At 60.6% G+C, this 14,245-nt stretch carries 14 protein-coding genes; 11 read left to right on the forward strand and 3 right to left on the reverse strand.

Annotation, left to right across the window (positions count from 1 at the left end):
• Positions 1-14: 14 nt before the first annotated feature.
• Both NYP16_RS08175 and NYP16_RS08180 read left to right on the forward strand, forming a co-directional pair.
• On the forward strand, positions 15-998 hold the full coding sequence (locus NYP16_RS08175; protein WP_274943639.1) for an aldo/keto reductase: 984 nt from the start codon (positions 15-17) through the stop codon (positions 996-998).
• A gap of 41 nt (positions 999-1,039) precedes the next feature.
• The gene (locus NYP16_RS08180; RefSeq protein ID WP_274943640.1) at positions 1,040-1,693 is read left to right on the forward strand and encodes an NAD(P)-dependent oxidoreductase; all 654 of its coding nucleotides are present in this window, start codon (positions 1,040-1,042) and stop codon (positions 1,691-1,693) included.
• Here the strand turns inward: NYP16_RS08180 and NYP16_RS08185 are convergent.
• Entirely contained in the window at positions 1,677-2,072 is a 396-nt protein-coding gene (locus NYP16_RS08185; RefSeq protein ID WP_274943641.1) for a hypothetical protein, read from the reverse strand. The genes NYP16_RS08180 and NYP16_RS08185 overlap by 17 nt on opposite strands.
• A 332-nt stretch (positions 2,073-2,404) precedes the next feature.
• Here NYP16_RS08185 and NYP16_RS08190 point away from each other — a divergent pair, with 332 nt between their 5' ends.
• Together NYP16_RS08190 and NYP16_RS08195 are read left to right on the forward strand one after the other, a co-directional pair.
• A complete protein-coding gene (locus NYP16_RS08190; protein ID WP_274943642.1) occupies positions 2,405-3,580 on the forward strand; it encodes an EAL domain-containing protein in 1,176 nt (391 codons plus the stop codon).
• Positions 3,581-3,616: 36 nt separating this feature from the next.
• Positions 3,617-4,495, forward strand: coding sequence for a TIGR01459 family HAD-type hydrolase (locus NYP16_RS08195; protein WP_274943643.1), 879 nt, complete (start codon positions 3,617-3,619; stop codon positions 4,493-4,495).
• Between the two features lie 169 nt (positions 4,496-4,664).
• On the opposite strand, the gene NYP16_RS08200 is transcribed toward NYP16_RS08195, so the two are convergent.
• Positions 4,665-5,495 carry a protein phosphatase CheZ gene (locus NYP16_RS08200; protein WP_274943644.1) on the reverse strand — a complete coding sequence of 277 codons (831 nt, stop codon included), beginning with the start codon at positions 5,493-5,495 and terminating at the stop codon, positions 4,665-4,667.
• A complete protein-coding gene (locus tag NYP16_RS08205) occupies positions 5,495-5,881 on the reverse strand; it encodes a response regulator (RefSeq protein ID WP_274943645.1) in 387 nt (128 codons plus the stop codon). The genes NYP16_RS08200 and NYP16_RS08205 overlap by 1 nt, the downstream gene beginning before the upstream one ends.
• Before the next feature lie 248 nt (positions 5,882-6,129).
• Between NYP16_RS08205 and NYP16_RS08210 the strand changes: the two genes are divergently transcribed.
• The 7 genes from NYP16_RS08210 to NYP16_RS08240 all read left to right on the forward strand — a co-directional run bounded on the left by NYP16_RS08210 (position 6,130) and on the right by NYP16_RS08240 (position 14,238).
• Entirely contained in the window at positions 6,130-6,564 is a 435-nt protein-coding gene (locus NYP16_RS08210) for a MaoC family dehydratase (protein WP_274943646.1), read from the forward strand.
• Between the two features lie 24 nt (positions 6,565-6,588).
• Complete coding sequence (locus tag NYP16_RS08215; protein WP_274943647.1) at positions 6,589-7,572, forward strand: bifunctional riboflavin kinase/FAD synthetase; 984 nt, start codon at positions 6,589-6,591, stop codon at positions 7,570-7,572.
• A 105-nt stretch (positions 7,573-7,677) separates the two neighbouring features.
• Positions 7,678-10,455: an isoleucine--tRNA ligase gene (ileS, locus tag NYP16_RS08220; protein WP_274943648.1), complete on the forward strand. Its 2,778-nt coding sequence runs from the start codon at positions 7,678-7,680 to the stop codon at positions 10,453-10,455.
• Complete coding sequence (gene lspA, locus NYP16_RS08225) at positions 10,452-10,961, forward strand: signal peptidase II (protein WP_274943649.1); 510 nt, start codon at positions 10,452-10,454, stop codon at positions 10,959-10,961. The genes ileS and lspA overlap by 4 nt, the downstream gene beginning before the upstream one ends.
• Positions 10,962-10,983: 22 nt before the next feature.
• The gene (locus tag NYP16_RS08230) at positions 10,984-11,361 is read left to right on the forward strand and encodes a DUF3035 domain-containing protein (protein ID WP_274943650.1); all 378 of its coding nucleotides are present in this window, start codon (positions 10,984-10,986) and stop codon (positions 11,359-11,361) included.
• 109 nt (positions 11,362-11,470) lie between these two features.
• Positions 11,471-12,907, forward strand: coding sequence for a M16 family metallopeptidase (locus tag NYP16_RS08235; protein WP_274943651.1), 1,437 nt, complete (start codon positions 11,471-11,473; stop codon positions 12,905-12,907).
• Entirely contained in the window at positions 12,904-14,238 is a 1,335-nt protein-coding gene (locus NYP16_RS08240) for a M16 family metallopeptidase (protein WP_274943652.1), read from the forward strand. Before NYP16_RS08235 ends, NYP16_RS08240 begins: the two co-directional genes overlap by 4 nt.
• Positions 14,239-14,245: the final 7 nt, after the last annotated feature.

The following is a 14,245-nucleotide window of genomic DNA, read 5'->3' on the forward strand; positions in this document are numbered from 1 at the left end:
AAGGAGACACCTGCATGACGACGGAACAGGGAGTGGTCAGCCCGGCGAAGCGTCCCCTTGGCAAAACCGGGATTGATATTGCGCCCCTGGTGTTCGGCGGCAATGTCTTCGGCTGGACTGTGGATCAGGACATGTCTTTTGCGCTTCTGGACCGGTTTCTGGATGCGGGATTTGGCGCAGTCGACACGGCGGATGTCTATTCGGCCTGGGTCCCGGGCAATGTGGGCGGCGAATCGGAGACCATCCTTGGCAACTGGCTGCGGGCCGATCCCTCCCGCCGCAGCCGCATGACCATCATCACCAAGGTCGGGGCTCAGGTCTCGCCGAAAAAACGCGGGCTTTCAGCGAACTATGTGACGGCTTCGGTGGAGGAGTCGCTGCGGCGGTTGCAGACGGATTATATCGATGTCTATTTCAGCCATTATTACGACCCGGAGACCCCGCCTGAGGAAACCCTGCGCGTCTATGAGAGACTGATCCAGGACGGCAAGGTGCGTGCCATCGGCGCCTCGAACCATAACGCCGACCAGTTGCACGCGGCACTTGCGGTGTCGGCCGCGACCGGATTGCCGCGTTATGATGTCTTCCAGCCCGAATATAATCTTTATGACCGCAGCGGTTTTGAAAACAAGTTCCGGGATCTCTGTCTTGAGGAGGAGATCGGAGTCATCACCTATTACAGCCTGGCGTCGGGGTTCCTGTCAGGCAAATACCGCTCGATGGATGATCTTGGCAAAAGCGCGCGTGGCGGCGCGGTGGCCAAATATCTCGATGCGCGCGGGATGAGAATTCTCGATGCGCTGGATGATGTGGCGAAAATTCATGACGCCACCCCGGCCGAAATTGCTCTGGCCTGGCTGATCGGGCGTAAGGGCGTCACGGCGCCGATTGCGAGCGCGACCACGCTCGCCCAGCTTGAAAGCCTCATCCGCGCGACCAGGCTGTCTCTGAGCGGCGCGGATGTCTCCGTGCTCAACAGTGCGAGTGAGCCAATTTGATGACCTGATCGTCAAGACAGCAACCGCAGCAGGAGCTCGTCATGAAAATCGTTTTGTTGGGCGCCAGTGGGTTTGTCGGATCGGCCTTGCTGTCAGAAGCCTTGAACCGGGGACATGACGTGACGGCGGTGGTGCGTCACCCGGACAAGCTTGCGCATCAGCAGGGCCTCACCACCCTGCGCGGGGATATCTATGACAGTGAGACGCTGGCGGCGATCATGGCCAGTCATGATGCCGTGATCAGCGCCTTCAATCCCGGCTGGACGCCCGGTAGCCCGAGGCCTGAAATGTATGAGGACCAGGTACGCGGCACGGCGTCGATCCTGGCCGCGATCAAAAAAGCCGGGGTCCGGCGCGTTCTGTGGGTCGGCGGCGCCGGAGGGCTTGAGGTGTCGCCCGGTGTGGCGCTGATCGATACGCCGGGCTTTCCGGAGTGGGTCGAGCCGGGGGCGCGGGCGACGTCCGAGGCGCTTGAAGACCTGCGCAGGCATCCGGAGCTGGACTGGTCCTTTCTCGCCCCGTCGGCCAAGCTTGAAAAGGGGGAGCGGACGGGAAAGTTTCGTCTCGGGGGCGACCGGTTACTCGTGGATGACAAGGGCGAAAGCCGGATTTCCGTACAGGATTACGCGGTGGCGATGATTGATGAGCTTGAGCATCCGGCACATCTCCGCCAGCGTTTCACGGTTGGATATTAGGCAGGATCATCATCATGTCCGGTGGCGGCGGCTGGTCGGAGATGTCGCCGATGGGGCAATGGGTTCCGGCGCGGGAGACGATGGTGTCGACGCGCGCGCAGAGCCGGTTCGAATAGGCTTCATAGCCGAAGCTGCCATAGAATTTGAGCGACGGGCAGGGGAAGGCCAACGTCACCCGTTTGACATGACCGTTACGCAGGTGGAATAAAATCGTCCGGTCGTCGACGATTTCCGACCGCCGCACGTTGGTGAGCGTAATGCAGGTATCGTTATAGCCGCGCGGGTTTTTGTTCGGTTCGACCCGGCTTTGGGCGGAGAGCGGGGCGGGTATGGCAATCAGACAGAGAACAGCCGCCACCGCGCCAATGCTCGCGGCCATTTTCAGGCGTCTGATCTGGTCCCTGACTTGCCCCACTATCGCGCTTTCGTCTGCGGTTGCCCACCGTCATCGTCCGGAGGGGATGGTATAGGTTTAGCTCATAAAAACAATTAGATCAGGACTGTTCCTGGCGTCACGAAATTGTGACATCCCTAGACCTCCAGACTAGCGTCGGGCTCATGAACCCCTGATGAATTGCGGCTGCCGTATATCTTAACGGTTTGGTTGCATCGTCCGCACGACGGACATAAAGTAACACGGGTTTTTCTGTAGCCGAGAGTAACGGGGGCGCGACAACAAGAATGCAGGGTGTAAGCCAGGCGCTATGGACATTGTCTTATATCTTGGTCGCGGCCTTTGTCGGGGTGGTGGCGCGGCGTATTCTCGGGCTGGATCTGCTGCTTGCGGTGATGATTGCGGCAGTAGTGGCGCTGTTTTTCCTGCAGGTTCATGCCCTGATCCTGCGTCGGCGTGAACGCCGCGATGCCGATCATCGCATGATGGCCCTTTATGAGGATTATCAGTCGGCCCTCGGAGCGATTAAGGATTTGCGCGCGGACCTCGGGCAGCTTCAAGACGGCGGCGGTGCTCGTCAGCCGGATTCCGAGCTTGTGAGCGAGTTACGGGTGCTGCAAACCTTGCTTGCACAGGTCGCGGCACGAGAGAGCACCGGGACGGCGTCTTTTGCCGACGAGCGTCCGCAGCGCGACGGTAAAACCCTGCCGGGATCGCAGAGCGAGCTTCTGACCGTCATTCACAGCGCGCTTGAGGAAAATCGGGTCGATCTGTATTTGCAGCCCATCGTTCGCCTGCCGTCGCGCAAGGTGGCCTTTTATGAAGCGTTTTCGCGCGTGCGGGACGGCTCGGGCGCGATCATTTTCCCCAATGATTATCTGCCGCTGGCCGAGGAAAGCGGGCTGATCGGCACGCTCGACAATATTCTGCTGTTCCGCTGCATTCAGGTTATCCGCCGTCTCGGGCCGCGGCGGCCCAATGTGCGGTTTTTCTGCAATATTGCGTCGGGATCGCTGGAAGATCAGGATTTCTTCCCGCAGTTCATCGATTTCATGATCAATAATCTTGAGCTGGCCGACCGGCTGGTGTTCGAATTTTCGCAGGCCGATGTGCGGCGGCATTCGCGCGAGGTGGAGCGCAGTCTGGCGTCGCTTGGGCGGCGCGGGTTCCATTTCTCCATGGATCATGTGACCGATATCAATTTCGATGCGGCGGGACTGGCGGCGCGTCACTTCAGCTTCGTCAAGGTTTCGGCCGATCTTCTGATGTCGGGCCGGAGTGGGATCGCTGCCGAGGATTTGCGCACCAGTCTGGCGCGTCATCAGATTGATCTGATCGTTGAAAAGATCGAGGATGAAGCGGAAGTCATCGAGGTGCTTGATTTCGGCGTCGAATATGGCCAAGGCTATCTGTTCGGGGAGCCGCGCCCGAGCCGTGACGATGACCCCCGCGACGAGCCCATGGATCTGAAGACCGCGCTGCGCGATATGTGATCCTTTTTCTGCCTCTACTCTGAGTATCCCCGCGCTATGACCCGCCTGCCTCAGCCTCCGAAAGCCCTGCATCTTCAGGGTATTGCCGCTATCGTCGATCAGTTTGATGCGGTGTTGTGCGATGTCTGGGGCGTCATCCATAACGGGCAGCAGGCGCATGCCGACGCGCTCGATGCCCTTGGCCGTCTGCGCGCCCTCGATAAGCCGGTGGTGCTGCTGTCGAATTCACCGCGACCGGCGCCGCCGATCTTTGGCCAGCTGCAGGGATTCGGCGTGCAGGCCGGACAGCATTTCGATGCCCTGGTGACGGCGGGCGATATGGCGCGGGCCGTAGTGCTTGAGCGCTTCGCCGACAAGCGCTGTTATCATATCGGCCCGGACCGTGACTTGCCACTGTTCGACGCCCTGCCTGTGACGTTGACGACGGGTGTGGGAGACGCGGATGTTCTCATGTGCACGGGGCTGGTCGATGAATATCATGAGACGGCGGCGGATTATCTGCCGCTGCTCGAACGGGCGGCGGCGCGCGGGCTGCCGCTTATCTGCGCCAATCCCGATCTGATCGTGCATATGGGCGATGACCTCATCCCCTGCGCCGGAGCCATCGCGGTGCTCTATGATCAGATTGGTGGCAGCTCGATCTATTGCGGCAAACCTCATGAAAGCGCCTATGCGCATACCTTGCGGGTGATCGCGGGCTGCGCCGGGCGGGTCATCCCGGCGTCCCGGGTGCTGGCCATCGGCGACGCATTCGATACCGATATTCGCGGCGCAAAGCGGGCCGGGCTGCCGTCGTTGCTTATTTCCTCAGGCATCCACCGCGACGAGCACGGCGGCGACCACGACCGCCTGACTGCCCTTGGCCAGGATCGGGGTTTCCTGCCGGATTGGGTCATGGATCATTTGGCCTGGTAGGCCGCAATCCATAAAGCCGTCATCGCGAGCAGCGCGGCAATTCAGTCTCCGGGGCGGCCGGTCTGGATTGCTTCGGCTGCGCCTCGCAATGACGGGGGTTTTCCAGCCAGGCCGTCATCGCGAGCCGCGTGAGCGGCGTGGCGATCCAGGTCCTTTGGTTGGCCGGGGATTAGTTGAACAGGGCGTCGATGTCGGCCTGTGTGGTGCGGCCGTCGGGGGCGCTTGGGAGGTCGTAGGATTGGACTTCGGCCGTTGGGGCGGCGACGCTTGGGTGGGTGGTTTTGCCGGAGAGTTTGGCGGCGGGGGCCTTGACGGCTGGCTTTGGGGCCGGTTTTACTGCCGGGGCTTTGGCGGGCTCGGGCTTGGCCGGGCTGCTTAAAAGGGCGTCGACTTCGGATTGGTCGATGCCCTCGCCTTCGAGGGCCGGACCGGCCAGCAGGGCTTTGTCTTCGCTGATTTCCGGGGCGGGTTCGCTGTCGCGGTCATTGTCGACGCCGAGGATCTGTTTCAGTTCCTGAGCTCGCTTTTCGATATGCTGCAGAGTATCGACGACCTTGCTGATGCGCTGGCCGGTGATGTCCTGGAACGAGCAGGCTTCGAAAATGCGCATGCAGGCGTCGGACACGACGGCCTGATAGGCGTCGCTGTCGCTGCTGTCGGCCGACATGATTTCCTCGGCCGCTTCCATGATGCTATTGGTCGCATGCTCGGTCTGCTTGACGATGGCATCAAGTTCCTTGCCCGCGCGGGGGATGCGCGAGCCTTCGAGATTTTCGGGCTGAAGTGCTGCGATTTCCTTACGCGCGTTCGTAATATAGTCGCTCAGACTCTGCACTTCTTCATAGATCCGGACGTCGAGCCCCCGGAAATAAAGATGCATGGTCTTCATGAGAACCTCGGTGACGGCAGCCACCTCGGTCAGAGAGATGGATGCCTGTTCCCGACGCCTGAGCGAGTCAACAAGCGCCTCGATTTGTTTGGTCAGGGCGCTGTTCATCATTAGAATTCTCCGAGGACCGCCTTCAATTTCGTTTTCAGCGTTTCGGCATTGAACGGTTTGACGATGTAATTGTTGACGCCTGCCTTCTTGGCGGCGATCACGTTGTCGGTTTTTGACTCGGCGGTGACCATGATGAAGGGCGTGGTCTTGAGCTGCTCATCCGCGCGCACTTCCTTCAGAAGCTCGTAGCCGGTCATGGGCTCCATATTCCAGTCGGAAATGACGAGACCATATTGCTTGCTGCGCATCTTCGCGAGCGCGCTTGCACCATCCGTGGCTTCGTCCACATTATCAAAGCCAAGTTGCTTCAAGAGGTTGCGAACAATCCGCAGCATCGTCTTGTAATCGTCGACGATGAGAACCTGCATGGAAAGATCGACGGCCATAGTTTCCCCACTAATTTCCTAGAGTGCTACGTGAATGTCAGGGCGACCCGTTGGCAGGGGCCGGGCGTGGTCACCCTGTCTCTCGGATCAAGATAGGAGGATGCGTTAAAAAAAGGGTTAATGGATGTGATAACTATCTGATGTTTATTTCTGCGGCCAGTTTTGGGGGCTCTTGCTTGCTCATTTGCAAAAGGCTCGGGTATAGTCCGCCGTCCATTCTGGGGATTCCTTTGTCACAAGGGTGATGCATGGCGGCGAGCGGCAACAGTTTGTATCTTGAAGATCTGCATGTGGGGCAGACGGCTTCGTTCGAAAAAATGGTGACCGAAGGCGATATCGTGAAATATGCCGAGGTCAGCGGTGATACCAATCCCGTGCATCTTGACGCGGATTATGCGGCGGCGTCGCCGTTCAAAAGCCGGATCGCCCATGGCATGCTGAGCGCGGGGCTGATTTCCGCCATTCTTGGCACCCGTCTGCCGGGGCCGGGCACCATCTATCTCAGCCAGAATCTGAAGTTCAAGGCGCCGGTCCGGATCGGCGACCATGTGGTGGCCACGGCCATCATCACTGCCATTGATGAGATCAAGCGGCGGGTGACGCTTGCGACCAGCTGTGTGGTTGGCGATCAGGTCGTGATCGACGGCGAAGCCATGGTGATGGTCGAGCGCCGTCCAGCCTGATTAAGACATACCGGGACGTGAATGATGCAGATTTTCAGGCATTACGAAGATATTCCGCCGCAACTCCGGGGCGGTGTCGTCGCGCTTGGGAATTTTGATGGCTTCCATCGCGGTCATCAGGCGGTCATCCGCACCGCCGCCGCCGAGGCGGAGCTGCTGCATGCGCCCTTGTGGGTGTTCACGACCGAACCGCATCCGCGCGCCTTCTTTCGGCCGGGCGATCCGCCGTTTCGCTTGACCCCCCTGCGGGCCAAGACGCATTGCCTTGAGACCTTTGGCGTCGACAATATGCTTGTGCTGCCGTTTGATCCGGCGCTATCCGGGATGCTGGCGCAGGATTTCGTGATCGAGGTGCTGATCGGGGGACTTGGCATCAAACATGCTGTGGTCGGCTATGATTACCGCTTCGGCAAGGGCCGGGGCGGCGGGGTCGATGTGCTGCGCCAGATGGGCGGCATGGAGCATTTCGGGGTGACCATCGTGGCCCCCATCACCGAGGAGGATGGCTCGACCGCGCCGGTGGTCTATTCGTCATCGGTCATTCGCCGGGCGCTTCAGGATGGTCAGGTGCGGGCGGCGACGGAAGCGCTCGGTCATTGGTGGTTCATTGATGGCCATGTGCTTGAGGGTGACAAACGCGGCCGCACCATTGGGTTTCCGACGCTTAATCTGTCCATGGACGATTATCTGCTGCCCGCTTTCGGGGTCTATGCCGTGCGCGTCGTGCTGCCGACGGGGAATGTGGTTGAGGGCGTGGCCAATATCGGGCGGCGGCCGACCTTTGATAAGGCGGATGTGACACTTGAGGTCCATCTCTTTGATTTCACAGGTGATCTTTATGGGCAGGTGGTCAGCGTCGAGATCGTGGACTTCATTCGGCCAGAGCAGAAATTCGCTGGTCTCGATGAGCTGAAGGCACAGATTGCCAAGGACAGCGTCAGGGCGCGGGAGCTTTTGGCGGACCCGGCGCTGGCACGGGGGCGTTATCGGCTGCCAAGGCTCGGCTAGGGCGGGGGCCAAAACTCTCGACAGACCTTGCGTTCGCTTGTTACAAGGACGGCCAGCATTCAGACGTAAAGTAATGACACGAGCGGCGTTTAAGGGCCCTTACCCATGACCAAAGATTATCGCAGCACCGTATTTCTGCCGGCGACCGACTTCCCGATGAAGGCGAGCCTGCCGCAGCGCGAGCCGGAATTCCTCAAGCGCTGGCAGGAGATGAAGCTTTATGATCGCCAGCGCGCGGAAGCTCAGGGGCGGGAAAAGTTCGTGCTGCATGATGGTCCGCCCTATGCGAACGGCAATATTCATATCGGTCATGCGCTCAACAAGATCCTGAAGGATGTGGTCGTCCGCTCGCAGGCCATGATGGGCAAAGACGCACCCTATGTGCCGGGCTGGGACTGCCACGGCCTGCCGATCGAATGGAAGATCGAGGAAAAATACCGCGCCGCCGGTCTGAACAAGGACGATGTGCCGGTTCTGGAATTCCGCCGCGAATGCCGTGAATTCGCCGCTAAATGGATCGATATCCAGCGCGAGGAATTCAAGCGGCTTGGTGTCGATGGCGACTGGAGCAACCCCTATACCACCATGGCCTTCCCGGCCGAGGCGCAGATCGTGCGCGAATTGCTGAAATTCGCCATGAACGGCTCGCTTTATCGTGGCTCGAAGCCGGTCATGTGGTCGGTGGTTGAGAAAACCGCGCTGGCCGAGGCCGAAGTTGAATATCATGATCACACCTCGACCATGATCGATGTGGGCTTTCCGGTGGTGAAGGCGAGCGTTCCGGCGCTTGAGGGCGCGCGGGTGGTGATCTGGACCACCACGCCCTGGACCATCCCCGGCAACCGCGCCATCGCCTATGGGCCGGACATGGACTATGTGGTGGTGACTGCGGGCGACCGGAAACTGGTGCTCGGGGAAGCGCTGCTGGATCAGGTGAAGAGCCGCGCCGGGATTGAGGCGTTTGAAATTGTCGCCCATCTGAAGGGCAGCGAGCTTGCTGGCACCATTGCCCATCATCCGTTCCATGGTCAGGGCTATGACTTTGATGTGCCGCTGCTGCCTGGCGATCATGTGACCACGGATCAGGGCACGGGCTTTGTTCATACTGCGCCCGGGCATGGTCTGGAGGATTATATCGTCGGCGTCGAGCACGGGCTTGAAATCCCGCAGACGGTGCAGGGCGATGGCACCTATTTCCCCCATGTGCCGCTGTTTGCCGGTGTGCATGTGTTCAAGGCCGACAAGCCGGTTTGCGAGGCGCTTGAGGCGGCGGGGGCTTTGGTCGCGCGCGGCAAGTTGACCCATAGCTATCCGCATAGCTGGCGGTCCAAGGCGCCGTTGATCTATCGCAACACGCCGCAATGGTTCATCAGCATGTCGACCACGGGCATCAAGGACAAAGCCTTGAGCGCCATCGATCAGGTGCGCTGGGTTCCGGCCGCCGGTCAGAACCGTATCCGTGCCATGGTCGAAAGCAAGCCTGACTGGGTGATCTCGCGGCAGCGCGCCTGGGGCGTGCCGATCACGGTGTTTTCGAACAAGACCACCGGCGAGCTGTTGCAGGACGAGGCCGTCAATGCTCGTATCGCCGAGGCCATTGAAGCTGTTGGGGCCGACGCCTGGTTTGACGGCGATCCGCGCCGGTTCCTCACCAACGAATACAATCCCGAGGACTGGGAGCCATCGACGGACATTCTCGATGTCTGGTTCGACAGCGGTTCGACCCATAGTTTTGTTTTGGAGGCCCGGAAGGATCTCACCTGGCCTGCGTCTTTGTATCTTGAAGGCTCAGATCAGCATCGCGGCTGGTTCCAGTCGTCGCTGATCGAAGCCTGCGGCACCCGGGGCACCGCGCCCTATAAGGCAGTGCTGACCCATGGTTTCGTGCTGGATGACGAACGCCGCAAGATGTCGAAATCCAAGGGCAATGTCACCGCGCCGCAAGCCATCGTCGATGAATTTGGCGCGGATATCCTGCGGCTTTGGGTGGTGTCCTTCGATTATTCCGAAGATGTGCGCATCGGGTCGGAAATTCTGAAGGGTCTGACCGAGGCCTACCGCAAGCTGCGCAACACGCTGCGCTATGTGCTTGGCAACCTGTCGGGGTTCAATGAGGCCGAGCGGCTACCGCTGGCCGAGATGCCGGAGCTTGAGCGTTGGGTGCTGCATCGCCTGTCGGAACTCGATGTGCTGATCCGGCAGTCGGTGGAGGATTTCAATTTCACCCGCATTTATGGCGCGCTTTATAATTTCTGCGTGGTCGAGCTGTCGTCGATCTATTTCGACATCCGCAAGGACAGCCTCTATTGCGATGCGCCGGACAGTGTTCGCCGCCGCGCCGCGCGCACGGTGCTGGATGAACTGTTCCGCTGCCTGACGGCGTGGCTGGCCCCGATTCTCTGCTTCACCGCCGAGGACGCCTGGCTGGCACGCTATCCGGAGTCGACGGACAGCATTCATCTCCATGCCTTCCCGGAGCTGCCGAAAGAATGGCGCAATGAGGCTTTGGCCGCCAAATGGGCCAAGGTCCGCGATATTCGCCGGGTGGTGACGGGGGCGCTTGAAATCGATCGTCAGGAAAAGCGCATCGGGTCGTCTTTGCAGGGCCAGGTGACGGTCTATGTGGCCGATGCTGGCCTCGCTGCGGCCTTCGATGGCGTTGATCTTGCCGAAACCGTGATCACCTCGCAGGCTCGGATTCTGGTTGGCGAGGCGCCTGCGGGGGCCTTCCGGCTTGAGGATGTGGCCGGGGTCGCGGTGGTGACCGAGCTGGCCCATGGCGAGAAATGCGGCCGTTGCTGGCAGGTTCTGCCGGAAGTCGGGACCCTGTCGGACCCGAATCTCTGCCATCGTTGCAATGATGCCGTGGCAGAGGTTGCGTGACCAGCGCCCCCGCTACGCCATCTTTCTTTGCCAAGGGGTTGCTGGCGGCTGGGCTGATTGTCCTGGCTGACCAGCTGTCCAAATGGTGGGTGCTGGATATCTTCCAGCTGCCGGCCAAGGGCATTGTCGAGGTTCTGCCGTTCTTCAATCTTGTCATGGTGTGGAACCGCGGTGTGAGCTTTGGCCTTCTGGCCGCTGACGGCGATCTTGGGCGTTGGCTGCTGGTCGGCTTTACCCTGGCGATCTGTGGCGTGGTGGCGGTTTGGCTCAAGCGGGCCGAGCGTTGTCTGGTGGCAGCGGCGCTTGCGCTGGTGCTTGGCGGCGCGATCGGCAATATCATTGACCGGGTGCGGCTTGGGGCGGTGGCGGATTTCATTCAGCTTCATGCCGCCGGTTACAGTTTCTATGTGTTTAATATTGCGGACGCAGCCATCAGTATCGGGGTTGCGCTCCTGCTGATGGATGCTATCTTGTCCGGGCGGCAGAATGGCTCTGCTGAAGGGTGAGCGCGTGTTTCGAGAGAGTTCCGTGAAAAAGACAGCGAATATGCCCCAGTGGGGCAGCCTGACGATCATTTTCGGCAGTGTGGCTCTGGCCCTCAGCCTTGGCGGCTGCAGCAGCCTTGGCAATGCGCTCGGCTTTTCCAAGCGCCCGCCGGATGAATATGAAATCGTGTCCAAAGCGCCTTTGGTGGTGCCGCCGGACTACGGTCTGCGGCCCCCGTCTGAAAGCGAAATGGGGCTGAAAGAACGCAACCCGCGCGATCTCGCCTATCGGGCGATCTTCCCTCCGAAGGGCGGCGCGACAGCCATGCCGGCGCTTCCTGCCGGTAAGGTGGGCAGTGCGCCCTTGCCGGAAAAAGGTAATTTTTCGGAAGGCGTTACGGGCGACGCGCCCAAAAAGTAAGCGCGCACGTTCTGCCTTGATCTTGACCGTTGCGGGGACACCCGGCACGGATTTGCGGTCGAAACGGAAAACTCCGTTTTCGGCCGCCATTGTGAAAAGGGGCTGACAGGTGCGATTCGCCAAGAATAAAGCCGTTAAAAATCTGGCTTTGGCTGTGACGCTTTCGATCGGGCTGTCGGCAGGGGCCATGATGCCGTTCGCCCCGGCCAACGCCAGCGAGATGGCGGCCAAAATCCCGGTTCAGTCCTACCAGCTTAAAAACGGCATGCAGATCGTGGTGATCCCCGATCATCGCGCCCCCATCGTCACACATATGGTCTGGTACAAGGTCGGCAGCGCCGATGAGCCGGGTGGACGCTCGGGGCTCGCGCATTTTCTTGAACATCTGATGTTCAAGCGCACCGGCAAGCTGAAAGACGGCGAATTTTCCAAGATCGTGTCCGAGAACGGCGGCCAGCATAACGCCTTCACCAGCTATGACATGACGGCTTACTATCAGGATGTGGCGGTGGACCGGCTGCCCCTGATGATGAGCCTTGAAGCTGACCGCATGACCGGGCTTAAACTCAAGCCCGAGGACATCGCGTCGGAGCGTCAGGTCATCATCGAAGAGCGCCGCATGCGCACCGAGAACAACCCGGCCAGCCTGCTGAACGAGCAGATGATGGCGTCGCTGTTCCTGGCCCATCCCTATCATATTCCGGTGATCGGCTGGAAAGACGAGATGGAAGCGCTCGATTACAAATCGGTGATCGATTTCTACAAAGCGCATTACACCCCGTCGAACGCCATTCTGGTGGTGGCCGGAGATGTGACCGGGGACGCGGTTCTGAAGCTTGCGGAAAAGACCTATGGCAAGGTGCGCGGTCCTGAGGTCGGGCCGCGTGTCCGTCCGGGCGAGCCGACGCCGGTTGCTGCCCGCCGGGTGATCCTGGTGGATGAACGGGTGCGTCAGCCACTGATGCAGCGCCTGTATCTGGCCCCAAGCTACCGCGTTGGCGGGACGCCGGGCGAGGCGGAGGCACTGGATGTGCTCGGTGAAATCCTCGGTGGCGGCTCCACCAGCCGGTTGTACCGGCGTTTGGTGGTCGACAAGAAACTGGCGACCGAGGCGGCGGCCTGGAACGATGCTTCGGCTTATGATCTCGGGTCGTTCGGCGTTTATGCCGCGCCGGTGCCGGGCAGTGCGGCGACGGACCGGGATCGCTTGCAGAAAGTTGAAACGGAAGTCGACTCCGTCATTCGCGAGCTTTTGACCCATGGAGTCACCGCCGATGAAGTGGCGCGCGCCAAAAGCCGCATGATCGCCGCTGAAGTTTATTCCCGGGACAGCATCACGACGCTCGCTCGGGTGTTCGGCCAGGGTCTGACCACCGGCCTCACTATCGATCAGATCCAGAGCTGGACCGACCGCATCAATGCGGTGACACCCGAAGCCGTGCAAGCGGCGGCGCGCAGCATTCTGCAGGATCAGCGGTCGGTGACCGGCCTGTTGCTGCCGCCTGTGCCGGTGGTCGCGAACACGATGGCGGGAGTGAAGCAATGAACGTTACCGTGAAACATCTGGCGGCAGGGGTCGTTTTGACCGTTCTGGCCTTTGTCGCTCCGGCGCGGGCCATGGATATTCAGGTGGTGCCGGTTCAGGGCGTCGGTCAGGTCTGGTTGGTGGAAAATCACAGCCTGCCGATCATCGCCGTGGACCTCGCCTTCAAGGGCGCGGGCGCGGCCCAGGACCCGGACGGCAAGGTCGGGCTTGCCACCTTTGTCAGCGGCATGCTGGACGAAGGGGCGGGCGATCTTGACTCGCAGGCGTTCCAGAAGCGGCTGTCGGATCTGTCGATCTCGCTGTCGTTCAGCGTCGGTCAGGATGATTTCGCCGGCAGCATGAAAACCCTGACGGAGAACCGTGAGGAAGCCTTTCGTCTGCTCGGGCTCAGCATCAATGCGCCGCGGTTCGATGCCGCAGACATCGATCGTGTGCGCGATCAGCTGATCGCCGCAATCAATGAAAGCGAACAGCGTCCGGCGACGGTCGCCAGCCGCGAATGGGCGGCGCGGGCCTATCCCGGTCATGCTTACGGTCGCCCGGTGGGCGGCAGGCTGCAGACCATCCCGGCGATCACGCGCGCGGATCTTGCGGCCTTCGCCGATGCCAAATTCGCGCGCGGCAATCTGATCATCGTGGTGGTCGGCGATATCGATGCAGCCGAGGTGAGCAAGCTGGTGGCGGGGGCGTTTGCACCCTTGCCGGAAAAGCCGAACCTCATTCCGGTGCCTGATATGGTGGCGGTGCCGCCAGCAGGAATTCTGGTGATCGACCGCCCGATTCCGCAATCGAACATCGTTTTTGGCCTGCCCGGGATCAAACGCGATGATCCGGAATGGTTCCCGGCTTCGGTGATGAATTATGTGTTGGGCGGCGGCGGTTTCGCCTCGCGTCTGATGGATGAAGTGCGCGAAAAACGCGGCCTGGCCTATAGCGTGCGCACCGGGCTTTCGCCGCAGGATCACAGCGGCCTGTTGCTTGGGTCCGTTGGCACGCGCAATGACAGCGCCAAGGACTCGATCGACATCATCCGCCGCGAAACGGCCAAGATGCATGATAGCGGTATCACGGCGGCGGAGCTGGACGGGGCCAAGAAATATCTGACCGGGTCCTATCCGCTCGCCTTCGATACCAGCCCGAACATCGCCGCGCAGTTGCTGGCGATCCGTCTTGAGGGCTTCGCCACCGATTATGTGGAAAAGCGCAACGGCTATATCGAGGCGGTGACCCTTGAGCAGACCAACGCTTCGGCCAAGCGGCTGCTGGATGCCGAGGCGATTTCCTGGCTTGTGGTGGGTCGCCCCACGGGTATCAGCTCGACCGTGAAATAAGCCGGAA

The organism is Govania unica (genome assembly GCF_027920805.1).
Classification (GTDB): Bacteria; Pseudomonadota; Alphaproteobacteria; order Sphingomonadales; family Govanellaceae; genus Govanella; species Govanella unica.